This is a genomic window from Bacillus jepli (assembly GCF_047238305.1).
GTDB lineage: Bacteria > Bacillota > Bacilli > Bacillales > Bacillaceae_L > Ferdinandcohnia.
Map to the genome: position 1 here is coordinate 2,890,569 of NZ_JBDFMO010000001.1, position 17,242 is coordinate 2,907,810.

Annotated in this window: 20 protein-coding genes; all 20 read left to right on the top strand. The window is 37.7% G+C overall.

Annotation, left to right across the window (positions count from 1 at the left end):
• The first annotated feature begins 5 nt into the window (after positions 1-5).
• On the top strand, positions 6-1,175 hold the full coding sequence (locus ABC371_RS14725) for an endonuclease Q family protein (RefSeq protein ID WP_412897471.1): 1,170 nt from the start codon (positions 6-8) through the stop codon (positions 1,173-1,175).
• Between the two features lie 120 nt (positions 1,176-1,295).
• Positions 1,296-1,943, top strand: coding sequence for a stage II sporulation protein M (spoIIM, locus tag ABC371_RS14730; protein ID WP_136377860.1), 648 nt, complete (start codon positions 1,296-1,298; stop codon positions 1,941-1,943).
• A 114-nt stretch (positions 1,944-2,057) separates the two neighbouring features.
• Positions 2,058-2,528, top strand: coding sequence for a ferric iron uptake transcriptional regulator (gene fur, locus ABC371_RS14735; RefSeq protein ID WP_412897472.1), 471 nt, complete (start codon positions 2,058-2,060; stop codon positions 2,526-2,528).
• A gap of 183 nt (positions 2,529-2,711) precedes the next feature.
• Entirely contained in the window at positions 2,712-2,939 is a 228-nt protein-coding gene (locus ABC371_RS14740; RefSeq protein WP_412897473.1) for a YqzK family protein, read from the top strand.
• A 6-nt stretch (positions 2,940-2,945) separates the two neighbouring features.
• Positions 2,946-3,836, top strand: a complete 891-nt coding sequence (xerD, locus tag ABC371_RS14745) for a site-specific tyrosine recombinase XerD (protein WP_412897474.1) — start codon at positions 2,946-2,948, stop codon at positions 3,834-3,836.
• Between the two features lie 217 nt (positions 3,837-4,053).
• Entirely contained in the window at positions 4,054-5,247 is a 1,194-nt protein-coding gene (gene deoB / locus ABC371_RS14750; protein WP_412897475.1) for a phosphopentomutase, read from the top strand.
• A gap of 2 nt (positions 5,248-5,249) precedes the next feature.
• Positions 5,250-6,062, top strand: coding sequence for a purine-nucleoside phosphorylase (locus ABC371_RS14755; RefSeq protein WP_412897476.1), 813 nt, complete (start codon positions 5,250-5,252; stop codon positions 6,060-6,062).
• A gap of 24 nt (positions 6,063-6,086) precedes the next feature.
• Positions 6,087-7,388, top strand: coding sequence for a pyrimidine-nucleoside phosphorylase (locus ABC371_RS14760; protein ID WP_412897477.1), 1,302 nt, complete (start codon positions 6,087-6,089; stop codon positions 7,386-7,388).
• 129 nt (positions 7,389-7,517) lie between these two features.
• Complete coding sequence (locus ABC371_RS14765) at positions 7,518-8,681, top strand: D-alanyl-D-alanine carboxypeptidase family protein (RefSeq protein ID WP_412897478.1); 1,164 nt, start codon at positions 7,518-7,520, stop codon at positions 8,679-8,681.
• Between the two features lie 371 nt (positions 8,682-9,052).
• Positions 9,053-9,403 carry an anti-sigma F factor antagonist gene (spoIIAA, locus tag ABC371_RS14770; RefSeq protein ID WP_116352446.1) on the top strand — a complete coding sequence of 117 codons (351 nt, stop codon included), beginning with the start codon at positions 9,053-9,055 and terminating at the stop codon, positions 9,401-9,403.
• On the top strand, positions 9,403-9,843 hold the full coding sequence (gene spoIIAB / locus ABC371_RS14775) for an anti-sigma F factor (protein ID WP_412897479.1): 441 nt from the start codon (positions 9,403-9,405) through the stop codon (positions 9,841-9,843). Before spoIIAA ends, spoIIAB begins: the two co-directional genes overlap by 1 nt.
• Positions 9,844-9,855: 12 nt before the next feature.
• Entirely contained in the window at positions 9,856-10,614 is a 759-nt protein-coding gene (sigF, locus tag ABC371_RS14780) for an RNA polymerase sporulation sigma factor SigF (protein ID WP_116352444.1), read from the top strand.
• Between the two features lie 120 nt (positions 10,615-10,734).
• Complete coding sequence (locus ABC371_RS14785) at positions 10,735-11,355, top strand: stage V sporulation protein AA (protein WP_412897480.1); 621 nt, start codon at positions 10,735-10,737, stop codon at positions 11,353-11,355.
• Positions 11,345-11,764, top strand: coding sequence for a stage V sporulation protein AB (locus ABC371_RS14790; protein WP_412897481.1), 420 nt, complete (start codon positions 11,345-11,347; stop codon positions 11,762-11,764). The genes ABC371_RS14785 and ABC371_RS14790 overlap by 11 nt, the downstream gene beginning before the upstream one ends.
• A 4-nt stretch (positions 11,765-11,768) precedes the next feature.
• Positions 11,769-12,269, top strand: coding sequence for a stage V sporulation protein AC (gene spoVAC, locus ABC371_RS14795; protein ID WP_412897482.1), 501 nt, complete (start codon positions 11,769-11,771; stop codon positions 12,267-12,269).
• Positions 12,270-12,287: 18 nt separating this feature from the next.
• Positions 12,288-13,304: a stage V sporulation protein AD gene (gene spoVAD, locus ABC371_RS14800; protein ID WP_412897483.1), complete on the top strand. Its 1,017-nt coding sequence runs from the start codon at positions 12,288-12,290 to the stop codon at positions 13,302-13,304.
• Between the two features lie 3 nt (positions 13,305-13,307).
• Entirely contained in the window at positions 13,308-13,658 is a 351-nt protein-coding gene (spoVAE, locus tag ABC371_RS14805; RefSeq protein WP_136377872.1) for a stage V sporulation protein AE, read from the top strand.
• Between the two features lie 5 nt (positions 13,659-13,663).
• Positions 13,664-14,254 carry a stage V sporulation protein SpoVABEA gene (gene spoVAEA, locus ABC371_RS14810; protein WP_412897484.1) on the top strand — a complete coding sequence of 197 codons (591 nt, stop codon included), beginning with the start codon at positions 13,664-13,666 and terminating at the stop codon, positions 14,252-14,254.
• Positions 14,226-15,704, top strand: coding sequence for a spore germination protein (locus tag ABC371_RS14815; protein WP_412897485.1), 1,479 nt, complete (start codon positions 14,226-14,228; stop codon positions 15,702-15,704). Before spoVAEA ends, ABC371_RS14815 begins: the two co-directional genes overlap by 29 nt.
• Before the next feature lie 175 nt (positions 15,705-15,879).
• On the top strand, positions 15,880-17,199 hold the full coding sequence (gene lysA, locus ABC371_RS14820) for a diaminopimelate decarboxylase (RefSeq protein WP_412897486.1): 1,320 nt from the start codon (positions 15,880-15,882) through the stop codon (positions 17,197-17,199).
• Positions 17,200-17,242 lie beyond the last annotated feature (43 nt).

Genomic DNA, 17,242 nt, shown 5'->3' on the forward strand with positions numbered 1-17,242 from the left:
TTAAGATGAACAATTACTATGTTGATCTCCATATCCATATTGGAAGAACGAACTCCGGTAGACCAGTAAAAATTACAGGTGCCAAGTCACTAACTATTGGAAACATCCTACAAGAATCCACTGAAATTAAAGGGATGGACATGATTGGTGTTATAGATTGTCATGTTCCGGAAGTCATTGGGGAGCTTGAAGCCTTAATTGAAATGGGAGAAGTGTATCCCTATGAAGAAGGTGGATTACGTTTTAAGAATGTGACACTACTTTTAGGAAGTGAGCTTGAAATCTATGATGAAAATTGTAAAGGACCGATACATGTCCTAGCTTTTATGCCGACGATTGAAAAAATGAAGCTATTCTCCACATGGCTATCCGAACGAATGAAAAATATAACATTGAGTTCACAAAGAATCTATGTGGGCGGAAGAGAACTGCAACGAAAAGTTAAAGAGTTATCCGGAATTTTTATTCCTGCCCATGTCTTTACTCCGTACAAAAGTATGTATGGTCGAGGTGTAAAACAATCGTTAACTGAGGTGTTTGACGGGGATTTAATTGATGCAATTGAACTTGGATTGAGCTCGAATACAAATATGGCTGACCAAATTAAAGAATTGCATTCATTCACTTTTGTTTCCAATTCAGACGCACATTCCCTTCCGAAAATTGCGAGGGAATATCAAATCATAAAAATGCAGGAGCCCACTTTTGAAGAACTCAGACTTGCACTTCATCAAAAAGATGGGAGAGAAGTTGTTGCAAATTATGGACTAGATCCACTATTAGGAAAATATCATAAAACAACCTGCGAGAAATGTTTAACAATTATTGAAGATGTGATGGCAGAGGCTTGTCCGAGCTGTGGGCATTCAGGATTTGTAAAAGGTGTTTTTGACCGGCTACAGGAGTTAAAAGACACCGATGAACCAAATGTGTTTCGGCCTCCATATGTTCATCAAGTTCCGTTAGAATTTATTCCAGGGCTAGGGCCGAAAACCTTACAAAAACTGAGGGACTATTTTAAAACAGAAATGGCTATTCTACATGAAGTACCTGAAGAAGAACTAAGACGTGTGGTGAAAGGTTCAATCGTCGATACCATCATACAAGCACGTCAAGGAAAACTCCGCCTGAAATCAGGGGGTGGCGGTAAATATGGAAAAGTAGACTCCGAATAAGTGGGGTCTCTTTCTATTTAATGAGAGGTGCCAATCACTAGAAATAGTTTTGGCAAGTTGTCATAGAAATCTATTTTCCCTCATAGAATCTACTAGAAGATTGATAGGGAGGAACGATAGATGAGAAAGCAACAGCCATATAAAACAATCGTCGTTAACCATTTTCGTGAACATTCATCCATATATTTATTTATTTCCGTACTATTCCTAATGGGTGTCATCTTTGGAGCAATTGTCGTAAATAGCTTAAACCCCAGTCAAAAAGAAGACCTCTTCTTCTATTTAAGTCGATTCTTTGGAGAGGTATCTGAAGGAACTTATGCCAATTCGACCGATATGTTCAAACAGAGCATTCTTCATAACCTGAAATATGTCGGACTCATGTGGATTCTAGGTATCTCCATTATCGGACTACCGATTATCTTAATTCTGTTGTTCCTAAAAGGGGTTGTTGTTGGATTTACGGTAGGTTTTCTTGTCAATCAAATGGGCTGGAGCGGGTTTGTCTTATCATTTGTTTCCGTACTTCCACAAAATCTATTAATTATTCCAACTTTTATTATCGTCGGTACAGTGGCTGTCGCATTCTCATTAAAAATGATCAGACAGCAATTTATGAAACGAATGAATGAACCCGTATTACAGTTGTTGACCCGATATTCGCTTTTGATGATTGGTGTAAGTTTCGTCATTTTAATGGCATCAGCTATAGAGGCATTTGCTTCTCCTGTTCTAATGAAAGAAATAATTGATGTGGTTAACAAATAAGAAAAGTTATTAATTAATAATAGTTATTTCTTATTATTTATAATTATTTTATTTGGACAGTGCCCCTTCTTCTGATATAATAATGAGGTAATGGCGAGGGAGGGAAAGTTTTACATGGAAAATCGGATCGATCGTATAAAAAAACAGTTGCATTCATCAAGTTATAAGCTTACTCCACAGCGTGAGGCGACCGTTCGGGTACTGCTTGAACATGAAGAGGATCATTTAAGTGCCGAAGATGTCTACCTCCTTGTAAAAGAAAAGTCGCCTGAAATCGGCTTAGCAACTGTATATCGAACTCTTGAATTACTTACTGAATTAAAAATTGTTGATAAAATAAATTTCGGAGATGGTGTCTCCAGATATGACCTTCGCCAAGAAGGCGCTGCACATTTTCATCATCATCTTGTATGTATCGAATGTGGTGCAGTCGATGAAATTCAAGAAGATTTACTTGAGGATGTTGAAGAAATCGTTGAAAAGAATTGGAATTTTATTATTAAAGACCATCGTTTAACTTTCCATGGTATTTGTCATCGTTGTCATGATAAAGTAACAAAAGAAGAAACAGATCATCTTAAATAAACGACCCTTTTCCTTTCAAGAAAAGGGTTTTTTTGATTTTCATAATTTAGTAGATAATCATGCTCCTTAGCTTAAATTATTTATATAGAAGTACATAAGAAATATAAAAAAATGGGATAAGCGTGTATAAAACCATGTAAATTTGGCATATCTTCTAATAACAATCGATTGGAGGATTACTAGATGAGACAATGGTTTCGAGTTGTATATGATACATTAAAGGTTTTTGTATTGTTTACTGGATGCACAATTCTTTTTTATTATGGTATTATATGGGTAAATGAGGAGTATCAAAATTACCACAAGTATGATGAGCCGGAAGGAACATCAGTTAAGGCTACCTCGATGATTGAAGAAAAGGAGAATGGCCTGTTAGATCGATTACTGTTTTTTTACCGAAATGGGGAGTAGAGTCTAGTGGAAGATCAAGTAAAGGATTATTTGCATTACCTAGTTGTCGAAAGAAGGCTAGCTACCAATACAGTGAAGTCCTATGAACGGGATCTTAAAAAATATTTTCAATATGTAACGAAGGTTGAAAATATTTCATCCTTTAATGATGTAAACCGATTACAAGTCATTCATTTTTTAAAAGCTTTAAAGGAACAAGGGAATTCTTCAAGAACCTTGGCTAGACATATAGCATCAATCCGTTCTTTTCATAAGTTTTTATTTCGTGAAAAAGTAACCGACCATGATCCTACAGAACAGATTGAGACGCCGCAGGCAGAGCGTACACTTCCGAAAGTATTAAATATTTCAGAAGTAGAGGCGTTGTTGGATGCACCAAAATCGGACAACCCGCTTGGTATACGCGATAAAGCAATGCTTGAGCTTTTATATGCAACAGGGCTTCGTGTGAGTGAACTCATAAACTTAAATTTAGCGGATATCCACTTATCAATGGGATTTATTCGATGCCTAGGGAAGGGAAATAAGGAGCGGATTGTTCCACTTGGTAGTGTTGCGACGAAAGCCTTGCAGTCATATTTAGACCATGGTCGTGGTCAACTAGTCAAGCAAAAGAAAACAGACGCTTTTTTTGTGAATCATCATGGGAATCGTATGACAAGACAAGGATTCTGGAAAAACTTAAAGAAAATCGCGAAAAATGCTCGTATCGAAAAGGAATTAACCCCACATACGCTTCGTCATTCATTTGCGACTCACCTATTAGAAAATGGGGCTGACCTTCGAGCGGTGCAGGAAATGCTTGGTCACGCTGACATTTCAACGACACAAATTTATACACATGTCACAAAAACACGTCTGAAGGATGTATATAAAAACTATCATCCCCGAGCTTAATATTTATTAATAGATTGCTAGACAAAAAGGTCTGGCATTTTTTCGTCAAAAAATGGGAACAATTTTTCTAAACTCGTGTAAATTCACTTGAAAAGACGATTACGCACCCTTATACTCAAAGATGTCAGACTTCTGACAATCAAACATATGTGAAAAATTGAGTAAGTTGCAACTAGAAGGGGAAAATACTTCATAGAATACATTGGGAGGGAACTACATGTCAGCTTATACATATAAACGGATCTTCTTAATTGTCATGGATTCTGTTGGAATTGGAGAAGCACCAGATGCAAAAAAATTTGGTGATGAGGGTTCAGATACTTTAGGACATATTGCGGAAGAAATGAATGGCTTACATATGCCGAATATGGCAAAGCTCGGTTTGAGTAACATTCGAGAAATAAAAGGAATTCCTGTTCAAGATCAGCCACTAGCATACTATACGAAAATGCAAGAGGCTTCTAATGGAAAAGATACGATGACAGGACATTGGGAAATCATGGGCTTACATATTGAAACACCTTTTCAAGTTTTTCCAAATGGTTTTCCAAAGGAATTATTAGATGAACTTGAAAAACGGACTGGACGAGGAGTTTTAGGGAATAAGCCAGCATCAGGAACCGCCATTATTGATGAGCTTGGCGAAGAGCATATGAAAACAGGAAAATTAATTATCTACACCTCTGCAGATTCTGTTTTGCAAATCGCTGCACATGAAGATATTGTGCCATTAGATGAGCAATATAAAATATGTGAAATTGCACGTGAATTAACTTTAGATGAAAAGTATATGGTTGGACGTGTTATCGCTCGTCCATTTGTTGGGGAACCTGGCAATTTCACAAGAACATCAAACAGACATGACTATGCATTAAAACCATTTGAACGTACGGTTATGAATGAATTAAGTGATAAAGGTTTTGATGTTATCGCAATCGGAAAAATTTCAGATATTTATGATGGTGAAGGCGTTACACAAGCATTGCGTACAAAATCAAATATGGATGGCATGGATAAGTTAGTTGAGACCCTAAATATGGATTTTACAGGCTTAAGCTTTATAAATCTCGTTGATTTTGATGCATTATTTGGACATCGTCGCGATCCAAAAGGGTATGGTAATGCTCTAGAGGAGTACGATGCACGTTTACCAGAAGTATTCGAAAAACTAACCGAAGATGATTTATTAATCATTACAGCAGATCACGGAAATGACCCCGTTCATCCTGGAACCGATCATACAAGAGAATATGTCCCATTACTGGTGTATAACAAAAAAATGAATAGTGGTAAGGAATTACCATTACGAACAACATTTGCTGACATTGGTGCAACAGTCGCTGATAATTTTAATGTAACATTACCTAAACATGGAAAGAGCTTTCTTTCAGAGATTAATGGGGGAATATAGGAATGGATAAATCAATAATAGAAAAAGCTTCACAATTTTTAAAGGAAAAAAGCCCGAAAGCCCCTGAAATTGGTTTGATTTTAGGCTCTGGTTTGGGTGTATTGGCAGATGAAATAGAAAATCCAATCAAAGTCCCATATGACCAAATCCCAGAGTTTCCAGTATCAACAGTCGAAGGTCATGCAGGGCAACTTGTATTTGGTACATTACAAGGAAAATCAGTTGTTGCGATGCAGGGACGATTTCATTTTTATGAGGGGTACACCCTTGATAAGGTCACGTTCCCTATTCGTGTGATGAAAGAACTTGGTGTAAAGAGTTTAATTGTGACAAACGCAGCGGGTGGAGTGAATGAATCATTCGAACCAGGTGATTTAATGATTATTACCGATCACCTTAATTTCGGGCAAAACCCATTAATTGGCCCAAATGATTCAAAGGTCGGAGCAAGATTTCCAGATATGTCAGAAGCGTATACAAAAGAACTTCGTACACTTGCAAAAGAAGTGGCGAATGAATTGAATATGAAAATTCAAGAAGGGGTATATGTTGGAATGACAGGCCCTTCTTACGAAACACCAGCGGAAATTAAAATGCTACGTACACTAGGTGGGGATGCAGTTGGGATGTCAACGGTTCCTGAGGTGATTGTCGCACGTCATGCCAATTTAAAGGTACTTGGCATTTCTTGTATCTCAAATATGGCAGCAGGTATTTTAGATCAGCCTCTGACCCATGATGAAGTAATTGAAACTACAGAAAAAGTAAAAACTGACTTTTTATCACTTGTTAAACAAATTGTTAAGAAAATGTAAGTCACAAGAAAAAGGTGAAAAATAATGAGAATGGTTGACTTAATTGAAAAAAAACGGGATGGAATGGAATTATCGTCAAACGAAATTTCATTTGTGGTAGATGGTTATACAAAAGGTGAAATTCCTGACTATCAAATGAGTGCTTTTACAATGGCGGTCTTTTTTAGTGGAATGACGAAACAGGAACAAGCAGATTTTACAATGGCAATGGTTCAATCGGGTGATACGATTGATCTCTCAGGGATTGAAGGAGTCAAAGTAGACAAGCATAGTACAGGTGGTGTTGGTGATACGACCACATTGGTACTTGCTCCGTTAGTTGCATCTGTTGGGGTGCCGGTTGCAAAGATGTCAGGGCGTGGACTTGGTCACACAGGTGGAACGATTGATAAACTTGAATCTGTTTCGGGCTTCCATGTTGAAATTACGAACGATGACTTTATTCGACTTGTCAATCAAAATAAGGTTGCGGTTATAGGACAAAGTGGAAATCTAACACCTGCAGATAAAAAGCTTTATGCATTGCGGGACGTAACAGCAACAGTTAACAGCATCCCATTAATCGCTAGTTCCATTATGAGTAAGAAAATTGCGGCAGGTGCAGATGCAATTGTCTTAGATGTTAAAACTGGCGCAGGTGCTTTTATGAAAAATTTAAATGATGCAAAAGAATTGGCCAAGACAATGGTAGATATCGGAAATAATGTAGGCAGAAATACGATGGCTATCATTTCAGATATGAGTCAACCACTTGGTTTTGCGATTGGTAATGCGCTTGAGGTAAAAGAAGCGATTGACACGTTAAAAGGAGAAGGACCTGCCGACCTCCAAGAGCTTTGTCTCGTTTTAGGAAGCCAAATGGTCTTACTAGGGAAAAAGGCGAATTCTATCGAAGAAGCAAGAAGTCTACTTGAGGAATCGATTAAAAGTGGAAAAGCGTTAGAAACCTTTAAAACCTTCTTATCATCACAGGGGGGGGACGCTTCTGTAGTTGATTCTCCTGAAAGGCTTCCAAAGGCAAAATATCAATTTGAGTTTGAAGCTGAATCTGATGGATATGTCTCAGAGATTATTGCCGACTCCATCGGCACAGCGGCTATGCTTCTAGGTGCAGGAAGAGCAACAAAGGAGTCCACAATTGATTTAGCGGTTGGGCTTGTTCTTCGGAAAAAAATTGGAGACAAGGTTTCAAAAGGAGATAGCCTTGTCACGATTCATAGTAATTTTGAAGATATGGCGGAAATCAAAAAGAAGTTATCTGAAAGTATATCGATTTCGTCAAATCCAGTAAAACCACCTACATTAATCATTGATAAAATATCATAATTCAAAATCCGGGGATGAAATAATCCTCGGATTTTTTTATGCTTATTTTACCTCAAGGCACCTTATTAAAATGTATATTTTTTTATTTCTTGGAAAAAATGGGAAGGTATAAAGAATGGAGGGTTTGGGATGAAACGCGTATTTATTAGTATGTTACTTTCAACAATCATGATTTTTACTAGTAGCCCTTTCGCTTCTGCAAAGGAATCATCTGTTGATCTAGCGAATAATGCAAAATCTGCAATTTTAATTGAACGTGATACGGGGAAAATTCTCTATGAAAAAAATAGTGATGAAAAGCTTCCCCCAGCAAGCATGACGAAAATCATGACAATGCTGTTGATCATGGAGGCCCTTGATAAAGGCAGTATCACCTATTCTGAAAAAGTTAGAACAAGTGAGCATGCCGCATCAATGGGAGGTTCGCAAATATTCCTTGAGCCAGGTGAAGAAATGACAGTTGAGGAAATGTTAAAAGGGATTGCTATTGGTTCAGGTAATGATGCATCCGTTGCCATGGCAGAAAAGATAGCAGGTTCAGAAGAAGCTTTCGTTGAAATGATGAATAATAAGGTGAAGGAATTAGGTCTTAAAAATACATTATTTCAAAATCCAACTGGCCTTCCTGCAGAAAATCATTACAGTTCTGCCCATGATATGGCAATCATGTCAAAGGAATTACTGAAATATGAAGAAATCACTAAATTCACTGGAAAATATGAAGATTATTTACGTGAAAAATCCGAAAATAAATTTTGGCTTGTAAATACAAATCGCCTTGTTCGATTTTATCCAGGTGTAGACGGATTAAAAACAGGCTTTACAACAGAGGCAAAATATTGTTTAACAGCCACTGCTGAGAAAGAGGATATGCGACTAATATCTGTTATATTTGGTGCACCAACACCGAAGGAACGCAATGCACAAGTAACAAAAATGCTCGACTTTGGTTTTAGTCAGTATAAGACACATCCTTTATATGAGCGTAATCAACAAGTTGCTGAGGCGAAGGTAAGTAAAGGAACTGAAAAGAAAGTAAAGCTTGTTACATCTGAGCCTATCTCACTCTTAACGAAAAAAGGTGAAAAAATTGATGATGTACAAAAAGAAGTGGTTGTAGCTGAAAAGCTAAAAGCTCCAATAAAAAAAGGTGATAAAATCGGAAAACTGGTGATTAAAAAAGATGGAAAGGTTTTAAGTGAAAGCCCGCTTGTCGCAGCAAAAGACATCGATTCTGCGAGTTGGTGGAAATTATTTAAACGTACTATGGGAACGTTTAATAAAACCCCTTAAATATTTAGGATTGACCTAGTTCTTGATGTCTAGCTCCAGCGCCTAGCCCCTCGAGGTCACAATCCAATCTGTCAAGAAGGTCAAAGAACAACCTTCTAGCCAGCTCGTCTTGTGATTGTCGGATTTGCACAGGACAAGGAAAACTTCGACAGCATGATCCTCGCACGAAGAAAATGCATAGCATTTTCGAGGAAGTGCTGACATCGACATTTGCCACAGGACGTGGCAGTAGTTAGTCGATGTTCCACTTCAAGGCTCTTGCGCTTTTCTTGATTTTTTTGCCGAATGAACACTAGTTTTGTCATCAAGAAGGATTCTTTCGTATGAATAGCGAAAAGACTCACTATACGATTTAAAGGAGGCATTGTAAAGTGAGTCTTGGAATTGAACTTGAGGTAAAACACAATGTGTTATGTATTCGGCTTACTGGTGAGTTAGACCATCATACAGCTGATGAATTGCGATTAAAGGTAACAGATACGATTGAAAGCAATCAAATTAATCACATCTTATTGAATCTTGAAAAGCTGACATTTATGGATAGCTCGGGATTAGGTGTTATTTTAGGGAGATACAAGCAAATTAAAAATTTAGGTGGAGAAATGGTTGTTTGTTCAATTTCCCCACAGGTCGAACGTTTATTTGAAATGTCAGGCCTTTTCAAAATTATTCGGTTAGAGCGTGATGAGTCTTTTGCGCTTCAGTCATTGGGGGTGGCGTAATGAAAAACGAGATGCACCTTCAATTTTCAGCACTAAGCCAAAACGAGTCATTTGCTCGTGTTGCTGTAGCAGCGTTTATCACACAACTCGATCCAACCTTGGACGAATTAACTGAAATTAAGACAGTTGTTTCAGAAGCCGTAACAAACTCAATAATTCATGGATATGAAAGTGATCCGAATGGGATTGTTTACATTTCATGCAAAATTGAAGACAGTACAGTCTATATCACCATAAGAGATGAAGGAATTGGAATTAACAATCTAGAGGAAGCAAGGCAGCCATTGTTTACAACAAAACCAGAACTTGAGCGATCAGGTATGGGATTCACAATTATGGAAAATTTCATGGATGAGTTTGAAGTGGAAACAGGTTCATGCGTAGGTACAACATTACGGCTAACAAAGCATTTATCAAAGAGTAAAGCGTTATGCAATTAAGGAGACTTGCCAATGGATGTGGAGGTCAAGAACAACAATAGTGAAACGTATTTAAAGGACAACGAGGTTAAGAATTTAATCAAACTCAGTCAAGAAGGACGACAGGAAGCACGTGATTTAATCGTCCAGAAGAACATGAGGTTAGTTTGGTCTGTTGTACAACGATTTTTAAATCGAGGCTATGAACCAGATGATTTGTTTCAAATAGGCTGCATTGGATTATTGAAGTCTGTCGATAAATTTGATTTATCGTATGATGTTAAATTTTCAACCTACGCTGTACCAATGATAATCGGTGAAATCCAGCGCTTCATTAGAGACGACGGAACAGTGAAGGTGAGTCGTTCATTAAAGGAAACCGGAAATAAAATTCGGAAAGCTAAGGATGAACTGTCAAAGCAGTTCGGTAGAGTTCCGACAATTGCAGAGATTGCGGAATACTTAGAAATCACTCCTGAGGATGTTGTTTTAGCCCAAGAAGCAAGTCGTGCACCTTCATCCATTCACGAAACCGTATATGAAAATGATGGTGATCCGATTACATTGCTTGATCAAATAGCGGATAATAACGAAACAAAGTGGTTTGATAAAATAGCACTAAAGGAAGCAATTCGCGAGCTAGATGAACGTGAGAGACTAATCGTTTTCCTGCGCTATTATAAGGATCAAACTCAGTCCGAAGTCGCGACAAGGTTGGGGATATCACAAGTGCAAGTGTCGAGGCTAGAGAAAAAAATATTACAACAAATGAAAGACCGAATGGATGTATGATCCATTCGGTTTTTTTCGTTTATCATGGTAATTATTGGTGTTTGTACACCTGTCGCATTAGATAAAGTAGTTTTAACATACTACTTATATAAGGAAAACAATGTGTGGGGTGTGAAAGTGATGGAAAAATCAATTTATGTTCGAATGCGCCATCGCGTACTGGTACAACCCAATGCAACAATTAAAATTGGTGAAATCGTACAAATAAGTGCTGAGGATAGCATCGCACAGGCTATTAAAAAGATCGTCATCCATCAAGTAAGCAAAAAAGACAAAAATATTATTGTCATTGATGTAATAAAGGTGATTGAACAAATTAGGAGGCGATTTCCTCATATTGATATTCAAACAGTTGGTCCCGCACAAACCATCATTGAGGTAGCTATTAAGAAAAAACGATTTGCACCTGCGCTTTTTGTAGCGGTTTGGTTTTTATTATTTACAGGAGCAGCCCTTACAATGATGAATTTCCATGAAGATGTATCAATGAGAGAGGTTCATTTGCGAATCTATACCATGATAACAGGTGACGAAGTGCCTAAACCATTGTTATTTCAAATTCCATATTCATTAGGTCTGGGACTAGGGATGATTTTATTTTTTAATCATTTTTTCCGTAAACGTCTCAACGAAGAACCAAGTCCACTTGAAGTTGAAATGTTTAATTACCAGCAAGATTTAGATAATTACTTAATTTTTAATGAAAATAAGGAAAGTATGAAACACATTGATGACAATTAAAGTCCTTTTAATTATGTTTATTGGATTAGGAAGTGGACTTGCTGTTGGGGGCGGTTTTGTAGCTTTTTTAGCAGTCTTAGGTATTATTCCCCGACTAACACAACTAACGAAAACAATGAAATACATTCGTTTTTATGAGTGGGGTGTTGTTTTAGGAGCAGTTTTTGGTGGATGGTTTACTCTAAACGATTATATCTTTAATTTTTGGGGTATTTTGGTACTTCCTGTTGGGTTAGCAAGTGGGATATTCGTAGGCATGTTGGCAGCAGCCCTTACAGAAGTACTGAATGTTTTTCCAATATTAGCTAAACGCATTGGAATCGATAATAAAATCATTATTTTAGTGATGGCGATTGTTTTTGGAAAAATCGCTGGGTCATTATTTCAATGGATGTACTATGTGAAATGATTTTATGGGGTTTATATTTTACTACGCAGGGAGTGAACATGAAGTGGCCACTAAGAAAAAGTTGAAGGACGATTATAAAAATAGCATCAAGAAGTACCAGCCCAAACCTAAGTATTTTTTAAATTGCATAAAAGCATTTTTGGTTGGAGGTTTGATCTGCGTGATTGGACAAGGGATACAGAATTTCTATATGACCGTATTTGATTTTACGGAAAAAGATGTGGGAAATCCAACTGTCGCAACTCTTATCCTAATATCCTCCTTATTAACTGGGTTTGGTTTATATGACAAGATTGGACAATTTGCTGGTGCGGGATCGGCGGTTCCTGTTACAGGATTTGCAAATTCGATGACAAGTGCCGCAATGGAATATAAAAGCGAAGGTGTTGTATTAGGAATTGCCACGAATATGTTTAAGCTCGCAGGCAGTGTAATTGTGTTTGGAGCAGTTTCTGCGTATATTGTTGGGATTATTCGTTATTTCTTTAATCTCACAATATCTTGATTGCAAGGAGTGAATGACATGAGGCTAGTTGGAAAACAAACATGGGTATTTGAGAATCAAATTTTTTTAAATTCTACAGGAACTGCGGTTGGCCCAAAAGAAGGCTTAGGTCCTTTAGGTACAAGTTTTGATATAAAGTATGATGAATTGCATTGTGGCGAAGATTCTTGGGAATCTGCCGAAAGAAGGCTCATGGTGGATTCGATTGATTCTTGCCTGCAAAAAGTGAACTTGTCAAATGATGATATTGATTTCTTTTTAGCAGGGGACTTATTAAATCAAAATGTGACTACAAACTATGCTGCTAGACATCATCAAATCCCGTTAATCTGTATGTTTGGTGCTTGTTCAACATCTATGGAGACTCTTGCTGTAGGTTCAGCGCTTGTTGATGCTGGATTTGCAAACAGAATCTTAGCATCGACCAGTAGCCATAACGCCACGGCCGAAAGACAGTTCCGATATCCAACTGAATATGGAGGACAAAAGCCGGATACAGCAACCTTTACAGCTACAGGTGGTGGTACTGCTTTAGTTAGTAAAGAGAAGGGTCCGATACGGATTACTTCAGCGACAATAGGAAAAGTGGTTGACCTAGGAATAACAAATCCATTTGACCTTGGTTCTGCAATGGCACCAGCAGCGGCGGATACCATCACCAGACATTTTCAGGATTTAAATATTAATCAAGATGAATATGACCTGATAGCGACTGGTGATCTCTCAGGTGTTGGTAGTCCAATTCTAAAAGAAATGGTAAAAGAAGAAGGTTATGATTTGGGCAACAAACATAATGATTGTGGACTGATGCTTTATAACTCTGACCAAGAGGTATTTGCTGGTGGAAGTGGATGTGCTTGTTCAGCAATTGTGACGTATGGGCACATTGTAAAAGAACTTATCAGTGGCAATTTAAACAAGGTGTTTATAGTTGCAACAGGTGCACTTCTTAGCCCGACAATGATTCAGCAAAAGGAAACCATCCCTACAATCGCACATGGTGTTGTGTTGGAACGTGTTCAAGGTGGTGAATAGGTAATGGAATACTTATACGCATTTTTAGTTGGTGGAGCAATCTGTGTTGTTGGACAGCTCTTACTTGATTTTGCAAAGTTAACACCCGCTCATGTAATGAGTGTTTTTGTCGTATTAGGTAGTATTTTGGATGGTTTTAATCTCTACGACAATTTAATCCGATTTGCAGGTGCTGGAGCAACAGTTCCAATTACAAGCTTTGGTCATTCCCTTTTACATGGTGCGATGCAAAGTGCAGAGGAACATGGATTTATTGGAATTGCGATGGGGATATTTGAATTAACTTCTGCGGGAATATCTTCCGCAATATTATTCTCCTTCTTAGTTGCACTGATTTTCAGAGCGAAAGGATAAAATATATGGACGAAGCTAGAAGAAAAGTGATTCTAGTAACAGATGGCGATGAATATGCAAAAAAGACAATAGAATACATTGCAAAAGAAGTAGGGGGACGATGTATTTCCAAATCACAAGGAAACCCAACAACCATAACGGGAAAAGAAATGGTGGAATACATTTTAGACACCCCTTATGACCCTGTATTTGTCATGTTCGATGATAGTGGATTGCTGGGAGAAGGAATGGGTGAACATGCATTAAAGTATGTCGCAACTCATCCTAAAATTGAAGTATTAGGTATTATTGCAGTTGCGTCGAAAACTCATCAAACTGAATGGACAAAAGTTGACATCAGTATTGACAGAGACGGTAATCTGACAGAATACGGGGTCGATAAAAGTGGTATTCCTGAATATGACGTTGGCCGAATTAACGGAGATACAGTGTATTGTATAGATTCACTAGTTGTTCCTATAATTGTAGGAATAGGAGATATTGGAAAAATGGCACGTAAAGATGATCTCAAACTTGGTGCCCCCATTACAAGAAAAGCAGTGGATCTAATACTCGAAAGGAGTGGTTATGATCGGAAAGGAACAGAATTCAAATAAGACTCCAATTTCTCCTGATATCGTTAAAAATGATAAATTTTTCGAATCGCGCATTGGTTTAGGAACTACAAATTTTGATATTGGTGTTAGAAAGTTTAAGATTCTAAATAAGGAAGTTCATCTATATTTTTTAAATGGTCTGTGCGACACGGCATTTATTGTTCAAATTTTAGAGGAATTAGTTAATATTAATGATAATGAAAAGAATTCTTATCGGGCCTTTAACATTATTGAGAACCGTCTTGTTCATCAGCAAGTAAGTACCATCAAGAATTTAGATGAAGCCGTTGATACGATCCTTTCAGGACTTATCCTCTTTCTAGTTGAAGGGGAGGATTCGGGGCTAGCGGTTGATGTGAGAAGTTATCCAGGAAGAACACCTCAAGAGCCTGATACCGAAAAAGTAATCCGAGGTGCTCGAGATGGATATGTAGAAAATATTATTGTGAATTGTGCTTTAACAAGAAGAAGAATTCGTGATGAAAGGCTCCGTAATGAGATTATGCAGGTTGGTGAGAGATCAAAAACTGATATTTGTATATCCTATATTCAAGATGTAGCCAACCCGGATTTAGTCAAACTTATTAAAAATGAGATGAGTAAAATTAATGTGGATGGCTTAACAATGGCTGACAAAACTATTGAAGAGTTCTTAGTTCATCAAGGCTACAATCCATACCCATTAGTTAGATATACAGAACGACCCGATGTAGCAGCAACTCATTTGCTTGAAGGACATGTTGTGATCATGGTTGATACTTCACCAAGTGTCATTATCACTCCAACAACAATGTTCCATCACGTGCAGCATGCTGAAGAATATCGCCAAGCTCCTACAGTTGGTACATTGCTACGGTGGACAAGGTTTATTGGGATAATAGCTTCTATTTTCCTGTTACCCCTCTGGTTTTTATTAGTTTTAGAACCGGATATGATCCCAAAAGCAATTGATTATATTGGACCAAATGAAAAGTCAAATATCCCAATTGTTATTCAAATTTTCCTTGCGGATATGGGAATTGAATTTTTAAGGATGGCGGCCATTCATACGCCAACACCATTATCAACTGCGATGGGGTTAATTGCGGCAGCATTAATTGGTCAAATTGCAATAGATGTTGGGCTGTTTGGGCCAGAGGTAATCCTTTATGTAGCAATTGCAGCGGTCGGTACATTTGCAACACCGAGTTATGAATTAAGTGCTGCCAATAAGATAGCAAGATTATTTTTATTAGTCCTAGTAGCTATTTTTAAGGTGCCAGGATTTGTTATAGGTTGCACCATCTATTTCTTGTTCTTAGCCAATATCCGGTCCCTAAATACTCCATATTTATGGCCGTTTTTACCTTTCAACGCAAAAGCATTATTACAAATTGTGATTCGAACTTCTGTACCTGGAGCAAAGTTAAGACCAAGTATCGTACACCCTCAAAAACCTTTCAAACAATAGTTGCACCATATAAAACGTTGTGTTAATCTATTTTCCATAGCACAGCGTTAAAGATAGTATGACAGCTGATGACTATAAGTGATTAGCTGTCATTTTTTAAAAAAGCTGGAGTGCACGAAATAATATTTTATCATAAGGCTCTGATGAGTACTGTATGAAGGAATGAGGGGAATCAATGTTTTTGCACGGAACTAGTAAAGTAAATGAAAAAAACCACTTAGAAATTGGTGGGGTAGATACTGTAGAATTAGCAAAACAATATGGCACACCTTTATATGTGTATGATGTTGCACTTATCAGAGAACGTGCTAGAAGCTTTCGTGAAACATTTAAGCGTTTAAATATTCCTGCACAAGTTGCATACGCGAGTAAAGCCTTTTCTACAATCGCAATGGTACAGTTAGTTCATGAGGAAGGGTTATCGCTTGATGTCGTTTCAGGGGGGGAACTATTTACTGCCCTACAAGCAGGTTTCCCAGTAGAACGAATTCACTTCCACGGTAATAATAAAAGCTATGAAGAACTAGACATGGCGGTTAAAAATGATATAGGCTGTATTGTTGTGGATAATTTTTATGAACTATCTTTGTTAGAGCAGGTTTGTAATGAAAATAAAACAACGGTGAAGATTTTGTTGCGGGTAACACCGGGAGTTGAAGCGCACACTCATGATTATATTACAACGGGGCAAGATGACTCTAAGTTTGGGTTTGGACTTGAAAACGGACAGGCAGACCAAGCTGTCGAGCAGGCAGTTCATTCAGAATACTTAGAGTTATTAGGAATTCATTCCCATATTGGCTCTCAAATTTTTGAAACGACCGGGTTTTTAGTTGCTGCTGGAAAAATGTTTGCAAAGCTTAAAGACTGGAAGGATCGCTTTGAGTTTTCACCTAAAGTATTAAATCTTGGTGGTGGTTTTGGAATTCGCTATACAGAAGAAGATAAGCCACTTCCTGTGTCCAAGTATGTAGAAGCGATTATTGGGGAAGTAAAAAAGCATGCCGATGATCTTTCAATCGATATTCCTGAAATATGGATTGAGCCAGGTCGTTCTATTGTAGGTGACGCTGGAACGACGATTTATTCTGTTGGTTCTCGAAAAGAAGTACCTAATGTGCGTCAATTTATTGCAATTGATGGGGGCATGACAGATAATATTAGACCAGCCTTATATCAAGCAAAATATGAAGCGGTGTTAGCAAATCGTGTAGAGGATCCTGTGGAAGAGACCGTTTCTATTGCTGGTAAATGCTGTGAATCTGGCGATATGTTAATCTGGGATTTACCGTTACCAAAAGCAGGTTCAGATGATATGTTAGCTGTTTTCTGTACAGGTGCATATGGATATGCCATGGCTAATAATTATAACCGTATCCCAAGACCTGCCATTGTATTTGTAGAGAATGGTGAGGCACAGCTTGTGGTTCAACGTGAAAGTTACGAAGATTTAGTAAGACTAGATATTCCACTAAAATCTAAGATAGTAGAATAAATGGAACGTAAAAAACCCACGAAATTTCGTGGGTTTTCATTAT